Raw genomic sequence first — 12,501 nt, forward strand, 5'->3', positions numbered from 1 at the left:
GACATTCGCCGGACCGTCCGTACCCGCGGTCCCACCTGCGGTGCGCCGTGTTTATCCTGCTCGCGTGGGAGACGAACGGAGGGCGCGGCCGCCCGGGCGGCGCGCGGTGCTGCGCGGGGCCCTGGGCGCGGCCGCCGCGGGAGCGCTGGCGTCGGCGGCCCCCGGCTGCTCCGCTCCGGCCCCCGCGCCCTATCCGCGCCTGGTGCTGGCGACCGGCCCGCCGGGCGCGGTCTACCGGGAGATCGGCGCGGCCCTGGCCGAGGAGCTGCGTGCGGCCCTGCCCGACACCGAGGTCGAGGTGCGCGGGACGCGGGCCTCCACCGACAACATGCGGCTGCTCGACGAGGGCGCGGTGCAGACCGCCATGGTCAGCCTGGACTCGGTCCCCGGCGGCGCCGGGGGGACGGCTGCGCTGTGCCGCCTGTACGACAGCTACCTGCACCTGGTGGTCCCGGCCGGCTCCGGCGTCGAGGAGCTCGCCGACCTGGAGGGCCGCCGGGTGTCCTTCGGCGCCGCCGACTCGGGGACCGAGTACACGGTGCGGCGGCTCAGCGCGCTGACCGGGGTGCGCATGGACGGGATCCTGCTGAACCAGGCCGAGTCGGCCCGGCTCATGGAGGACGGGGAGATCGAGGCGATGTTCTCCCTCACCGGCATCCCCACCCCGGCGATCACCGGGCTGGCGGGGCGGATGCGGCTGCGCGCGGTGGACCTGGGCGGGGCCGCCGACCTGCTGGCGGGCGACGAGCCCGGGGTGTACCTGCCGGCGACGCTGCCGGCCAGCGGGTACGAGGGCGTGGCGGCCACCCCGACGCTGACCGTACCCAACATCCTGCTGGCCCGCACCGACCTGCCCGACGACGTCGCGGCCGCGGTCACCGCCACGGTCTTCACCCGCTCGGCCGAACTGGCCGCCCGGCGCCCGGAGGCGGCCCAGATCAACATCCGCACCGGCATCGCCACCGGCGAGGTCCCCCTCCACCCGGGCGCCCGGAGATGGTTCCGCGAACAGAAGCTGTAGGACGCCCCCCATCGGCCTGCCGATGCCCGCCCGCACGATCTTCGACAGCCGTACGGCCGTACCGGGCTCTCCGGAAGTTCGGCGGGTGCGGAGGACGGATGCCACGGTCCGCGCCCGTTCCCCGCCTGGCCCGGGCCGGCGGGCGGCTGTCGGGCCGCTGTGGAGGGTTCGACGGGGAGGGGCGTCGGCGGCGGGATGCCGCCCGCCCGTCGGCTCGGAACCGCCGGTTCTCCAGTCCCGCGGCGCCACCGGAGCGGCCCGCCCTACACCGCAGAACCTCTGAAAAGCTCAGCAGAACCGAGCTTTGCGGAAGTCGTGAGGGGACGTTCTGCGGGGCGGTCGCCTCCCCTGCGCGCGGGCACGCCTACCGCCGCCGTTCCTCCTGCTGCGGGGAGGCCGGCGCCTCGGGGAGGCGGACCTCCACGTCCAGGCCGAAGCCGCCGTCGGGGCGGGGAAGGCCCGGCAGCAGGCGCAGGCTCCCGCCGGACGATTCGACCAGGTCGGCGCAGATCGCCAGGCCGAGTCCGGTGCCCTCCACGTTCTGGTGGCGCGGCCCCCGCCAGAAGCGCTGCAGGGCCTTGGCGCGCTCGTCCGCGTCCAGCCCGCTCCCGTCGTCGGCGACGTGCAGCACCACCGCCCCGTCCGCGGCCGACGCGCTCAGCCGGATCCTGCCGCCCCCCGACAGCCGGATCGCGTTGCTCATCAGCTCGTCCAGGACGCTGCCCAGCCCGCCCGGGGGCGCCAGCGCGAGCAGCCCCTCGGGCACGCGCGTCTCCAGCTCCATGTCCTGCACCTCGGCCAGGGCCCGCCACCGCGCCAGCCGGGTGGCCAGCACCTCGTCCAGCTCCACCGGCTCCGAGGCGCGGAAGCTCTCCATCCGGGTGGCGGCCGTCAGCGAGTTGAGCAGCCGGTGCATCGCCTTGGCCTCCTCGACCGCGTCGGCCTGCGCCTGGCGCGCCTGCTCGCCCTGCAGCAGCGGCTCCAGGTTCTCCACCGCCAGCCGCAGGCTCGCCAGCGGATTGCGCAGCTGGTGGGAGGCGTCCGAGACGAACGCCCGCTGCCGGTGCAGGGCCCGCTCCACCGTGTCCACCATGGCGTTGAAGGACGAGGCCAGCCGGCGCAGCTCCGGCGGCCCGCCCGCCTGGTCGGCCCGGGCCGACAGGTCGCCTTCGGCGATCGCCGCGGTCGCCTCGTCCAGCCGGCGCACCGGACGCAGCACCCACCGCGACAGCGGCCAGGCCACCGCCGACAGCCCCACGAGCGGCACCATGGACAGCGCCGCCATCATCGCCCACGAGCGCAGGATCCGCGCGCGCAGCTCCCCGGTGGGCGCGGAGAGCACCACCGCCCCCTCCACGCCGCTGTCCCGGCCGATCGGCTCGGCGATCACCAGGTCCTCGTCGGACCAGGGCCACACCGCCGTCGGCGGCGCGGGGCGGAACCCGCCCAGCGCGCGCTGGGCCTCCGGCCGCCCCTGCGCGGTCCGGGCCGCCTCCGGGGAGGAGGCCAGCACGGAGGCACCGGAGGGGTCGACCACCGCGACCCGGGCGCCGTAGAGCTCCCCGTACCGCTCCAGCTCCCCGCGCAGCCCCGCGGTGCGGCCGGTGCGCAGGGCGGTCGCCCCCAGGGAGGCGAACCGGCCGGCGTCGTTGAGCCGGTCCACGTACATCTCCTGGGTCTGGCGCTGGGCGGTGACGGCGCCCAGCGGGACCGCCAGCGAGGCGGTGAGCAGGAAGGCGATCGGGACCAGGAGGGCCAGCAGGCGGCGCAGCACGGCGCGGCCCGCTCAGCCGTCCTCGCCGGCGGGGGCCAGCCGGTAGCCGACCCCGCGCACGGTGCGGATCAGCACCGCCCCGGCGAGCTTGCCCCGCAGCGAGGCGATGTGGGTGTCCAGGGTGCGCGAGGACGACTCCCAGGAGGTCCCCCACACCTGGTCGAGGATGGCGTCCCGGCCGACCACCGCGGGCGCCCGCGCCGCCAGCAGCGCGAGCACGTCGAACTCCTTGCGGGTGAGGGTGAGCGGCGCGCCGTCCAGGGCGGCGCGGCGCAGCCCCGGGTCGACGTCGAGCGGCCCCACCGCCAGCGGGGAGTCGGGCGCCGCGGCGGCCCGCTCGGCCCGGGTCCGGCGCAGCACCGCCTCCACCCGGGCCAGCAGCTCGGCGATGCCGAAGGGCTTGACCACGTAGTCGTCGGCCCCGGCGCGCAGCCCGCGCACCCGCTCGCGCTCCTCGGCGCGGGCGGTGACGGCGATGATCGCGGTCCCGGGGCGCTCGCGCAGCCGCCGCAGCACGTCGATGCCGTCGGCGTCGGGCAGCCCCAGGTCGAGCAGGACGACGTCGGCGGGGCCGGCCTCCACCGCCCGCTGGGCCGTCGCCGCCCGCTCGACCTCGTACCGGGCGTTGCGCAGCGCCGTCACCAGCCCGCGCGCGACCCGGTCGTCGTCTTCGACCACGAGTATGCGCATCGCCGACAATCGTAGAGCCGTTCCCGGGGAACGGCCCGGGTCAGCTCCAGTGGCGGCGCATCGTCCAGTCCTCTGTGGTGCGGTCGACCGAGATGTCGGCGATGCTGGGCTCGCCCCGGTCGGACTCGGCGGCCACGCGCACCAGGTCGACCGCGCCCTCCCAGTGGCCGATGACCCGCTGGACCCGGTAGAGGCGCCCCCTCCAGGCGAAGAGGGAGGGGCGGCCGGCAGCGGTCGTTCGGACGTCGATCCGTTCGTTGAAGAGACTCACCCGGGAAGCGTATCGAACAGGTGTTCGCGTTCCCAGCGCTCCGCGCCGGTGCCCACCCTAGGAGGAACGCCGCACCGTATGCGGCCCGCCGCGCAGCGCCGGGGCGGCAGAGGGGGGCATCGCCGCTGCTCGGCGGGGGGAGAGCGGATCGGGAGCGATCGCCTGCCGGGCGTGTCGCCGGGGGTGCCTCTCTGTTCTCCGCTCTGCTCTCCGCCAAGCCGGGCGCGGGCCCGGTGCCCGTCGAGGGGGCCGTCGCGGAGCATCGCGGACGCCACGTCGGTCCGTCGCCACGTCGGTCCGTCGCCGGGCAAGGCGGAGCAGGGCCTGGGCATGGGACGAGCCCCGGGAGCGGCACGTGTCGTGGGGGGCGGGAGGCCGGGGCGCGCAGTGCGGCGAACGCGGAGGGGAGCATCGCGCGTTCGGGCCGGCGGCGGGGGAGGTCCCACCGCGACTCGGCGTGCGAAGACCGGGGCGGGGCCTGCGGGGCCCGAGGGGCCCGGGGCCTTCGCACGCGGAGCCGTGGTGCGCCCCCACCTGGGGCGGGAAGGTGCGGACCGTCCAGGGGTCACGGGCGGTCGGGCTCGTACCTGCGGAGCTCGGCGGCGAGTTCGTCGAGGAACGCGTCGACCTGCGCCGGGTCGTAGCCCGGCCGCGCCCGGGTGGTGGAGAAGCGGACCCGCTCCACGTCGGCGGCGGTCAGCAGCGCCCGGTCGGGGCGCCCGTTGACCAGGGCCGAGAGGGTGACCTCGGCGCTGTCCAGGAACGCGTCGACCTCGTCCTCGTTGTAGCCGGTGGTCAGGCGCGTGGTGGCGAACCTCTTGTTGCGCACGTGCTCGGGGGACATTGCCCCTTGCGGCGTCCCCTGCGGCGTCCCGGGTGCCGGCCCGGCCCCGTTCGCGCCCCCGTGGGCGGGCGCCGCCGGTTCGGCGCGGGTGCGGGGCGGCTCCGGGGGAGGCGCGGGCGCGCCCCGGTCCACCGGGGCGGACGCCCCGGGCCGGGGCCGGTCGCCGGGGCGGGCCAGCCCGTGGCCGCGCAGCTCGGCGGCGACCTGGTCGAGGAAGTCGTCGACCTCGTCCTCCTTGTAGCCGGCCGTCAGCCGGGTCCCGCGGAAGACCGAGTCCTCCACCTCGGCGGCGGTGATCACCGGCTCCTCGGCGCGGCCGTGCTCGATGGCGGCGAAGGCTTCCTCCACCCGGTCCAGGAGCGCGTCGACGTCGTCCTCGTTGTATCCAGGGCGCAGGCGCACCAGGGTGAACCGCTTGTTCCTGATGTCGGCGGGTGTCAGAGGCATGTACCCATTGTGCCGACCCATCGGTCGGTACGCCTGCTCCACCCCGGGGGCGCGTGCGCGGACCGGCTGCTCAGCGGCCCTGCAGGCGGTCCGCGGCCCGTTCCAGGTACGCGGCGACCTGGCTGCGGTCGAAGCCGCGCAGGACCACGTCCAGGCCGGGCGAGCGCAGCTCCTCGGCGGTCAGGGCGGCGTCGCCGGCCAGGTACCGGCCGACGAGCACGGCCACCTGGCCGCGGTCGTATCCGCGCATCACGACGTCGAACTCGGGCTGCTCCTCGGCCGGCGCCCCGTCGCCTCCCGCCCGTCCGGCGTCCGCGCCCCCGGGGGACCCGTCGGCGGCGGTGCCGCCGTCCCGGAGGGCGATGGCCTGATCCAGGTAGGCGGCCACCTGCGTGCGGTCGTAGCCGCGCAGGACCACGTCGAATTCCGTGGCGCGCAGCTCCTCGGCGGTGAGTGCGGGGTCGTCGGCCAGGACGCGCTCGACCAGCGCGGTGACCTGGCCCCGGTGGAAGCCGCGGAGCACGGTGTCGAAGACGGGGCGTCGGGGGCCGAAGTGCTCGGCGAGGCGGGTGGGGAGATCGGACATGGGGCGATCATGCCGTAGGGCGGTTCGGCGGGGGGAGGGCCGGGCCGGTCCCGGTCAGCCCCGGACGGCGTCCCCGGAGGTGAGGAAGGCGGCGACCGCCCCGGCCGCCACCACCGCGGCCTCCTCCCGCCACTGCGGGTCCTCCAGCAGCTCGGCGTCCTCGGCATTGCGCATGTTGCCCGCCTCCAGGAACACCTTGGGCACCGTCGACAGGTTCAGGCCGCCCAGGTCGGTGCGCTCGTCCAGGCCGTCCTCGCCCAGGTAGTCGGAGACCGGCAGGCCGGCGTCCTCGGCGAAGGCGTCGCGCAGCTCCTCGGCCAGCCGCCGGGACGGGGCGACGATCTCCTCGGTGAAGCCCTCCACCTCGCCGGGCGCGATCACGTGGAAGCCGCGCCCGGACTCCGATCCGCCGTCGGCGTGCACCGAGACCGCCGCGTCGGCGCCGGCCTCGTTGCCGATCGCGGCCCGCTCGTCGATGCAGGGCCCGACGCCTTCGTCGTCCTCGCGCGTGAGCACCACCTCGGCCCCGCGCTCCTCCAGCTCGTCGCGCATGTGCAGGGAGAAGTCGAGGTTGAAGGCGTGCTCGGGGTAGCCGTCCGCGCTCTCGGCGCCGACGGTGTCGCACTCCTTCTCCCCGGGGCCGGCCGGGACCAACGCGCCGATCTCCCCCGGGGCGTCGGCGTTGCCGCCGTTGTGGCCGGGGTCGATCACCACGGTGAACCCGCTGAGCGGACCGCCGTCGCCGTCCCCCGCGCCGCCGTCCGCCCGCCCGTCCTGCGCTCCGGGCGCCCCGCTGCCGGACCCGTCCTCCTCCGAAGCGCCGGGGCGCACCCCGGCCTGCGGGCGGGGCTCGGCGCCGTCCGCGGCCGAGGTGCAGCCGGCGAGCGGGACGAGCAGCGCGGCGGCGAGGGCGGCGGGGCCGAGGGGGCGCATGTGGGGCATTGGGCCAAGGTAACGGGTACGGGGAACACCGCGCGCCCCCGTCGCGTCATATCGTGAGTAGGGGGTGCGACGCCCCTGACCGGAGAACGACCGAGGGGGTCGGATGCGCAAGTCCAACCGCGCCGCCGCGGGTGCCGCCGCCTGGCAGGTGGTCCACGAGGGGATCGAGCCCGGAAAGCCGACGCTGTGGGCGCGCGCCACTGCGGTGCCCCGCATGCTGGGCGGCCGGATCACCGGCCGCTACACCCAGATGCCCGCCTCCCGGGTGCTGCTGTTCCTCGCGGCGCTCGTCTACGTGCTCAGCCCCGTCGACCTCGTCCCCGAGCTGTTCATCCCGCTCTTCGGGCTGGCCGACGACGCCGTCGTGGCGGTGTGGCTGGCCTCGGGCCTGATGGGCGAGACGGAGCGCTTCCTGGAGTGGGAGCGCAGCCAGGGGCGCGAGTACGTCCAAGGGAGGGTCGTGGACTGAGCGTCCCGGCCCCCCGAGTGCGGCCCCCGCCCAGGTCATGGGCGGGGGCCGCGGTGCGTCGGGCGGCGGGGCCCACCCCTGCGGGGCGATGCCGCGCGCCAGGAGCGTACGGTTGTCAGTTGCAAATCATTCGCAACTAGTGGGGAAACATGTTCCGTTCGCGATCCCTGGCCGCCGCCGGGACCTGCCTCGCGCTCATCGCCGCCGGGTGCTCGGCGCAGGGCGGCGCCGACGACGGCGACACGCTCACCTACGCCTTGGGCGACGAGCCCGACCAGTTCAACCCGGCCCTGGTCGACGAGCACCTGGACCCGGTCACCGAGATGGTCTTCCGCGGGCTCACCGCGCACGACGCCGACAACGAGGTCGTGCCGGCGCTGGCCGAGAGCTGGGAGGTGGCCGACGACGAGCGGACCTACACCTTCTCCCTGCGCGAGGGGGTCACCTGGCACGACGGCGAGCCCTTCACCGCCGACGACGTGGTCTTCACCGTCGAGGGCGTGCGCGACGGCGACCTGCCCACGAGCAACAAGTTCGCCAACGTCGAGGAGGTCGAGGCCGAGGACGGGCACACCGTGGTGATGCGGCTCAGCGAGCCCACCCCGGCGCTGCTGGACACCCTCTCCAACGGCATCCTGCCCGAGCACCTGCTGGCCGACAGCGGCGTCGACGACCCCGGCTTCGGGGAGAACCCGGTGGGGACCGGCCCCTTCCGGCTGGACGAGTGGAAGCACGGCGAGTACGCCACCCTGTCGGCCTTCGGTGACTACTACGGCGGCGCGCCCGGGCTGGACGGCGTCACCGTCTCCTACGTGCCCGACGCCGCCGCGCGCCTGATCAGCCTGCAGAACGGCGAGGTCGACGCGGCCTACCTGGAGCCCAGCCAGGCCGACGGCTTCGACGTCGAGGGCTACCGGACCGAGCGCTTCCCCACCGCCGACTACCGGGGGATCCTGTTCAACATGACCGATGAGCGGTTCGCCGACCCCGAGCCGCGCACGGCCATGAACTACGCCGTGGACCGCGACGCGGTCATCGACAGCGTGCTGCACGGCTACGGCTCCCCGGCCTCCGGCCCGCTCGACAAGAGCCCCTTCGGCACCGACGCCGCCGACTACTCCTTCGACCCCGACCGGGTGAAAGAGATCATGGAGGACGACGGCTACGAGCTCAACGGGGACGGCGTCTGGGAGAAGGACGGCGAGCCCTACGCCTTCGAGCTGACCACGTTCGCCGAGGACGGCGTGCGCTCGGCCATGATCGAGGTGGTGGCCACCCAGCTGCGCGAGCAGGGCTTCGACGTGACCGCCGAGCCCAAGCCGCGCGACGCGGTCGACTGGGCCGGGCTGGAGGCCTTCCTCATCGGCTGGGGCACCCCCTACGACCCGGACACCTCGCTGTTCGGCCCCTTCCACTCCAGCGAGGCGCTGGGCGACGGCGGCTCCAACTACGGCAGCTACGCCGACGACGACGTCGACGCGGCCCTGGAGGACGGGCGCAGCACCAACGACAGGGACGAGCGCGCGAAGGCCTACGCCGACTTCCAGGAGGCGATCGCCGAGAACCCGCCGTACGTGTTCGTGTCCTACCTGGACGCCGTGAACGCGGTCCCGGAGAACCTGGAGGGGCCGAAGGAGAGGGCGCTGGCCCACCACGGCTACGGGTTCTTCTGGAATGTGGAGGACTGGAGCTATTCCTCCTGACCCCGGCGCCGGCCGTGGGGCCGGGCCCCGTCCGGGCCCACGGCCGGGCCCCGCCTCCCCGGCCCTCGCGCCACCGCTGAGGAACCGCCGCCACTGACGTACAGAAGCCCGCCCCGCGCGTCGGCCGTCACCCGCCTCTCGGGCGGCGACCGGCCGCGCGGCCAGGAGAGACAAGGAGACCGCCGTCACCGGATTCGCACTCCGCAGGGCAGGCGCGGCACTGGCCGTGCTCGCCGCCCTGTCGGTCTTCTGCTTCCTCATGCTCGACCTGGCCCCCGGCGACCCCGCGCGGTCGGTGCTGGAGGCGCGGTCGGGCGGGCGCCCGGTGCCCGACGCCGAGGTGGCGGCCCTGCGCGCGTCCATGGGCCTGGACGCCCCGCTGCCGGTCCGCTACGCCGACTGGCTGGGCGGGGCGCTCACCGGCGACCTCGGGTCCTCGTACATGAACGGGCGCCCGGTCGCCGACCAGGTGGCCGACGCCCTGCCGTGGACCCTGCTGCTGGCGGCGGTCGCGACGGTGTTCAGCCTGGTCGGCGCGGTGGCCCTGGGCCTGGTCGCCGGTCTGACCCGCTCGGCGGCGCTGCGGCGCGGCATCGGCGTGGCCGTGTTCGCCCTGGGCGGCCTGCCCGGGTTCGTCGCCGCGCTGCTCCTTCTCTTCGCCGGGTCGGTCTGGCTGGGGTGGTTCCCCTCAGGGGGCATCGGACGGCCGGGACAGCCCCCCGACGCCGCCACCGTCGCCTCCTCGGTGGTGCTCCCGGCGCTCGCGCTGACGCTGGGCCACCACTTCGGCGTCTACGTGCGCCTGGTGGAGAGCGGCGTGCGCCGGGTCCGCTCGTCCCCGCACGTGACGGCGGCGCATGCCCGCGGCCTCACCCCTGGGACGGTGCGGATCCGCCACGTCCTCAAGCCGGGGCTGGTCCCCTTCGCCGCGCGCTTCGGCGTCGGCGTCGCCCAGCTCCTGGCGGGGGCGTACGCGGTCGAGGTCGTGTTCGCCTGGCCCGGGATGGGACGCCTGGCGCTGGAGGCGGCGCAGACGCAGGACTACCCGGTGCTGCTGGCGGTGGTGCTCGTGACCGGGGCGATCGTCGTGGCCGCCAATCTGGTCGCCGACATCGCCGCCGCCCGCCTCGACCCCCGCGTCCGGCTCCTGAGGGAGGCATAGATGCACGATAAAACAGCCTTGCGGACGCCTCCCCGGCCCGCGGCCGCGGGCGGACCGGCCTTCAGTGCGCCCGTCGCACCGCACACGTGCGCCGCGGCCTCCGTCCCCGGTTTCCGAGGGGGTGTGTGGTGAGCGGAACCCCTTCCCCTCTGGCACCGCGTGCGGCCACACCCGCGGCGCTGCTCGTCCCCCGGGTCCGGGGGCGCGCCGGGCTCGTCGCCGGGCTCGCGGTGCTGGCCCTGATGGTCCTGGCGGCGGCGCTCGCGCCGGTGCTCTCCGGACACGACCCGATCGCCACCGACACCTCGGCCACCGGGCTGCCGCCGGGCAGCCCCGGCCACCCCCTGGGGACCGACCGGCTCGGCCGGGACCTGCTCGCCCGGATGCTGCACGGCGCCCGCTACTCGCTCCTGGTCGGCGCGGCCGCCAGCCTGCTCACCGTCGCCGCCGGCACCGCGGTCGGCACCGCCGCCGCGCTCGGCCCCCGGTGGCTGGACACGCTGGTCACCCGCACCGCCGACGCACTCCTGGCGCTCCCGATGATCCTGGTCGCCCTCACCCTGGCCGCCGTGGCCGGCCCGTCCCCGGCCACCGTGGTGCTGGCGATCGCCGCCACCGGCTGGATGCCCGTCGCCCTGATCGCCCGCGCCGAGGTCCGCGCCCTGCGCGAGCGCCCGTTCGTGCGCGCCGCCCGGTCCCTGGGCCACTCGCGCACCCGGATCCTCCTGCGGCACCTGGTGCCCAACGCGCTGCCGCCGATCGCCGCCATCGCCGCCTTCGAGGTCGGCCACGCCATCCTGACCGAGTCCACCCTGAGCTTCCTCGGGCTCGGCATCCCGCCGAACATTCCCAGCTGGGGCACCATGCTCACCGACGCGCGCGCCCTGCTGCTGACCGGCCAGTGGTACACGGTGGCGCTCCCGGCCGGGGCGATCGTGGCCACCATCATCGCGGTCAACGCCGTCTCCACCGGGCTGGAGCGGCCGGGGGCCGGAGAGGGGAGGACATGGTGAGCACCGTGGGCACCGTCCTGGAGGTCGCCGGACTGCGGGTCCGGGTGGGCGGCCGGTCCGTGGTCGACGGCCTCGACCTGGAGCTGCGCGCAGGCGAGGCGACCGCCCTGGTGGGGCGGAGCGGCAGCGGCAAGAGCCTGACCGCGAGCGCCCTGGCCGGCCTGCTGCCGGAGGGCGCCGAGCGCTCGGGCACCGCCCGGTTCACCGGGGCCGACGGCGCCGTCGTCGACCTGATGGCCCTGCCGCCGGCCCGGATGCGCGCCCTGCGCGGCCCGGGCATCGGTTACGCCTTCCAGGAGGCGCAGGCCAGCCTCAACCCGACCGTGACCGTCGGCGCGCACCTGGCCGAGACCCTCAAGGCGCACGGGGTGCCCCGGGCCGAGCGCCGGGAGCGGGGGACCGACGCCCTGCGCGCGGCCGGCCTGGAGGAACCCGAGGGCCTGTGGCGGGCCTACCCCTTCGAGCTCTCCGGCGGCCAGGCCCAGCGGGTGGCGCTCGCCCTGGCCTGCGTCCTCGGTCCGCGGCTGCTGGTGGCCGACGAGGTCACCTCGGCCCTCGACCCCGTCACCCAGGCCGGCGTGCTCGACACACTGCGCGCCCGGACCGCCGGGGGCGGCGCCCTGCTGCTGATCACCCACGACCTGGCGGTGGCCGCGCGGTGGGCCGACCGGGTCGCGGTCCTCGACGGCGGCCGGATCGCCGAGTCCGGCCCCGCCGCCGAGGTGCTGCGCTCCCCGCGCCACCCCTTCACCCGGGAGCTGGTCCGGGCCGCGGCGCCCGCCGTCGCCACGCCCTCCCCGGCGCGCGGAGGCGCCCGTTGAGCGCCGCGATCGAACTGGCAGGGGTCACACGCCGCCTCGGCGGCCGCCGGCGCCGCGTGGAGGCGCTGAGCGGCGTGGACCTCGCGGTGGGCGAGGGGGAGGCGGTGGCCGTCGTCGGGCCCAGCGGGTCGGGCAAGTCGACCCTGGTGGGCGTGGCCGCGCTGCTCGACCGCCCGCAGAGCGGCCGGGTGGGTGCCTTCGGCGCGTCCGACGTGTGGGCGCTGCCCGAGCGGGAGCGGCGGGGGGGGGGGCGGCCGCNCTGAGCTCCTTCGACCCCCGCCACACGGCGGGCCGGGCGGTGGCCGACGCGCTGCCGGCGGGGACGCGGCGCCGCGAGGCGGCGGACCGCGTGGCCGGCCTGCTGGAGCGGGTGGGGCTGGACCCGGCGATGGCCGGGCGGCGGCCCACCGAGCTGTCGGGCGGCGAGCGCCAGCGGGTGGCGGTGGCGCGTGCCCTGGCGGTGCGGCCGTCGGTGCTGCTGGCCGACGAGCCCACCAGCGGCCTGGACGTGCTGGCCCAGGAGCGAGTGCTGGACCTGCTGGCCGCCGAGTCCCGGGGGAGGACCCTGGTCATGGTCACCCACGACCTGCGGGTGGCCCGGCGCATGGCCGGCCGGCTCCTGGTCCTGGACGGCGGTCGCTCGGTGGCCGACGTCCCCGCCGCCACGGCCCCGGCCGAGGCCGAGCGGACCGCCCCGGTCCTCGCCCGCATGATCGAGGCGACCCCTTAGTACTGCAACGACAGGTCGGTCGAGGACC

Annotated in this window: 14 protein-coding genes and 1 pseudogene; 9 read left to right on the forward strand and 6 right to left on the reverse strand. The window is 76.3% G+C overall.

Annotated elements, in window-relative coordinates; translation table 11 throughout:
• Positions 1-106: 106 nt before the first annotated feature.
• Positions 107-1,021 carry a TAXI family TRAP transporter solute-binding subunit gene (locus D450_RS0124880; RefSeq protein ID WP_017541340.1) on the forward strand — a complete coding sequence of 305 codons (915 nt, stop codon included), beginning with the start codon at positions 107-109 and terminating at the stop codon, positions 1,019-1,021.
• A 364-nt stretch (positions 1,022-1,385) separates the two neighbouring features.
• Here D450_RS0124880 and D450_RS0124885 read toward each other — a convergent pair whose 3' ends face one another.
• The 6 genes from D450_RS0124885 to D450_RS0124910 all read right to left on the reverse strand — a co-directional run bounded on the left by D450_RS0124885 (position 1,386) and on the right by D450_RS0124910 (position 6,575).
• Positions 1,386-2,795 (reverse strand): sensor histidine kinase, encoded by a 1,410-nt coding sequence (locus D450_RS0124885; RefSeq protein ID WP_017541341.1) that lies wholly within the window; start codon positions 2,793-2,795, stop codon positions 1,386-1,388.
• 12 nt (positions 2,796-2,807) lie between these two features.
• Positions 2,808-3,485 (reverse strand): response regulator transcription factor, encoded by a 678-nt coding sequence (locus D450_RS0124890; protein WP_017541342.1) that lies wholly within the window; start codon positions 3,483-3,485, stop codon positions 2,808-2,810.
• Between the two features lie 40 nt (positions 3,486-3,525).
• Positions 3,526-3,756 (reverse strand): DUF6504 family protein, encoded by a 231-nt coding sequence (locus tag D450_RS0124895; protein ID WP_017541343.1) that lies wholly within the window; start codon positions 3,754-3,756, stop codon positions 3,526-3,528.
• Between the two features lie 565 nt (positions 3,757-4,321).
• Positions 4,322-5,047, reverse strand: coding sequence for a DivIVA domain-containing protein (locus D450_RS0124900; protein WP_017541344.1), 726 nt, complete (start codon positions 5,045-5,047; stop codon positions 4,322-4,324).
• 70 nt (positions 5,048-5,117) lie between these two features.
• Complete coding sequence (locus D450_RS0124905) at positions 5,118-5,633, reverse strand: DivIVA domain-containing protein (RefSeq protein ID WP_017541345.1); 516 nt, start codon at positions 5,631-5,633, stop codon at positions 5,118-5,120.
• Positions 5,634-5,687: 54 nt separating this feature from the next.
• Positions 5,688-6,575 carry an N-acetylmuramoyl-L-alanine amidase gene (locus D450_RS0124910; protein WP_017541346.1) on the reverse strand — a complete coding sequence of 296 codons (888 nt, stop codon included), beginning with the start codon at positions 6,573-6,575 and terminating at the stop codon, positions 5,688-5,690.
• Between the two features lie 103 nt (positions 6,576-6,678).
• On the opposite strand from D450_RS0124910, the gene D450_RS0124915 reads away from it, so the two are divergent.
• The 8 genes and pseudogenes from D450_RS0124915 (at position 6,679) to D450_RS31235 (ending at position 12,473) form a co-directional block, all read left to right on the forward strand.
• On the forward strand, positions 6,679-7,044 hold the full coding sequence (locus D450_RS0124915) for a YkvA family protein (protein ID WP_017541347.1): 366 nt from the start codon (positions 6,679-6,681) through the stop codon (positions 7,042-7,044).
• A gap of 149 nt (positions 7,045-7,193) precedes the next feature.
• Positions 7,194-8,747: an ABC transporter substrate-binding protein gene (locus tag D450_RS0124920; RefSeq protein ID WP_017541348.1), complete on the forward strand. Its 1,554-nt coding sequence runs from the start codon at positions 7,194-7,196 to the stop codon at positions 8,745-8,747.
• A gap of 205 nt (positions 8,748-8,952) precedes the next feature.
• Positions 8,953-9,240, forward strand: a pseudogene (locus tag D450_RS35320) (ABC transporter permease); the annotation flags it as partial.
• A complete protein-coding gene (locus tag D450_RS0124925) occupies positions 9,217-9,909 on the forward strand; it encodes an ABC transporter permease (RefSeq protein WP_338037998.1) in 693 nt (230 codons plus the stop codon). The pseudogene D450_RS35320 and the gene D450_RS0124925, both read left to right, overlap by 24 nt.
• A 128-nt stretch (positions 9,910-10,037) precedes the next feature.
• Positions 10,038-10,922, forward strand: a complete 885-nt coding sequence (locus D450_RS0124930) for an ABC transporter permease (protein WP_152520908.1) — start codon at positions 10,038-10,040, stop codon at positions 10,920-10,922.
• Positions 10,916-11,743, forward strand: coding sequence for an ABC transporter ATP-binding protein (locus tag D450_RS0124935; protein WP_017541351.1), 828 nt, complete (start codon positions 10,916-10,918; stop codon positions 11,741-11,743). The genes D450_RS0124930 and D450_RS0124935 overlap by 7 nt, the downstream gene beginning before the upstream one ends.
• A gap of 104 nt (positions 11,744-11,847) precedes the next feature.
• The gene (locus tag D450_RS35785) at positions 11,848-12,006 is read left to right on the forward strand and encodes an ATP-binding cassette domain-containing protein (RefSeq protein ID WP_449289485.1); all 159 of its coding nucleotides are present in this window, start codon (positions 11,848-11,850) and stop codon (positions 12,004-12,006) included.
• 35 nt (positions 12,007-12,041) lie between these two features.
• On the forward strand, positions 12,042-12,473 hold the full coding sequence (locus tag D450_RS31235) for an ATP-binding cassette domain-containing protein (RefSeq protein WP_275041911.1): 432 nt from the start codon (positions 12,042-12,044) through the stop codon (positions 12,471-12,473).
• The last annotated feature ends 28 nt before the right edge of the window (positions 12,474-12,501 follow it).

The organism is Nocardiopsis halophila DSM 44494, from assembly GCF_000341245.1.
In the GTDB taxonomy this organism is placed as follows: domain Bacteria; phylum Actinomycetota; class Actinomycetes; order Streptosporangiales; family Streptosporangiaceae; genus Nocardiopsis_A; species Nocardiopsis_A halophila.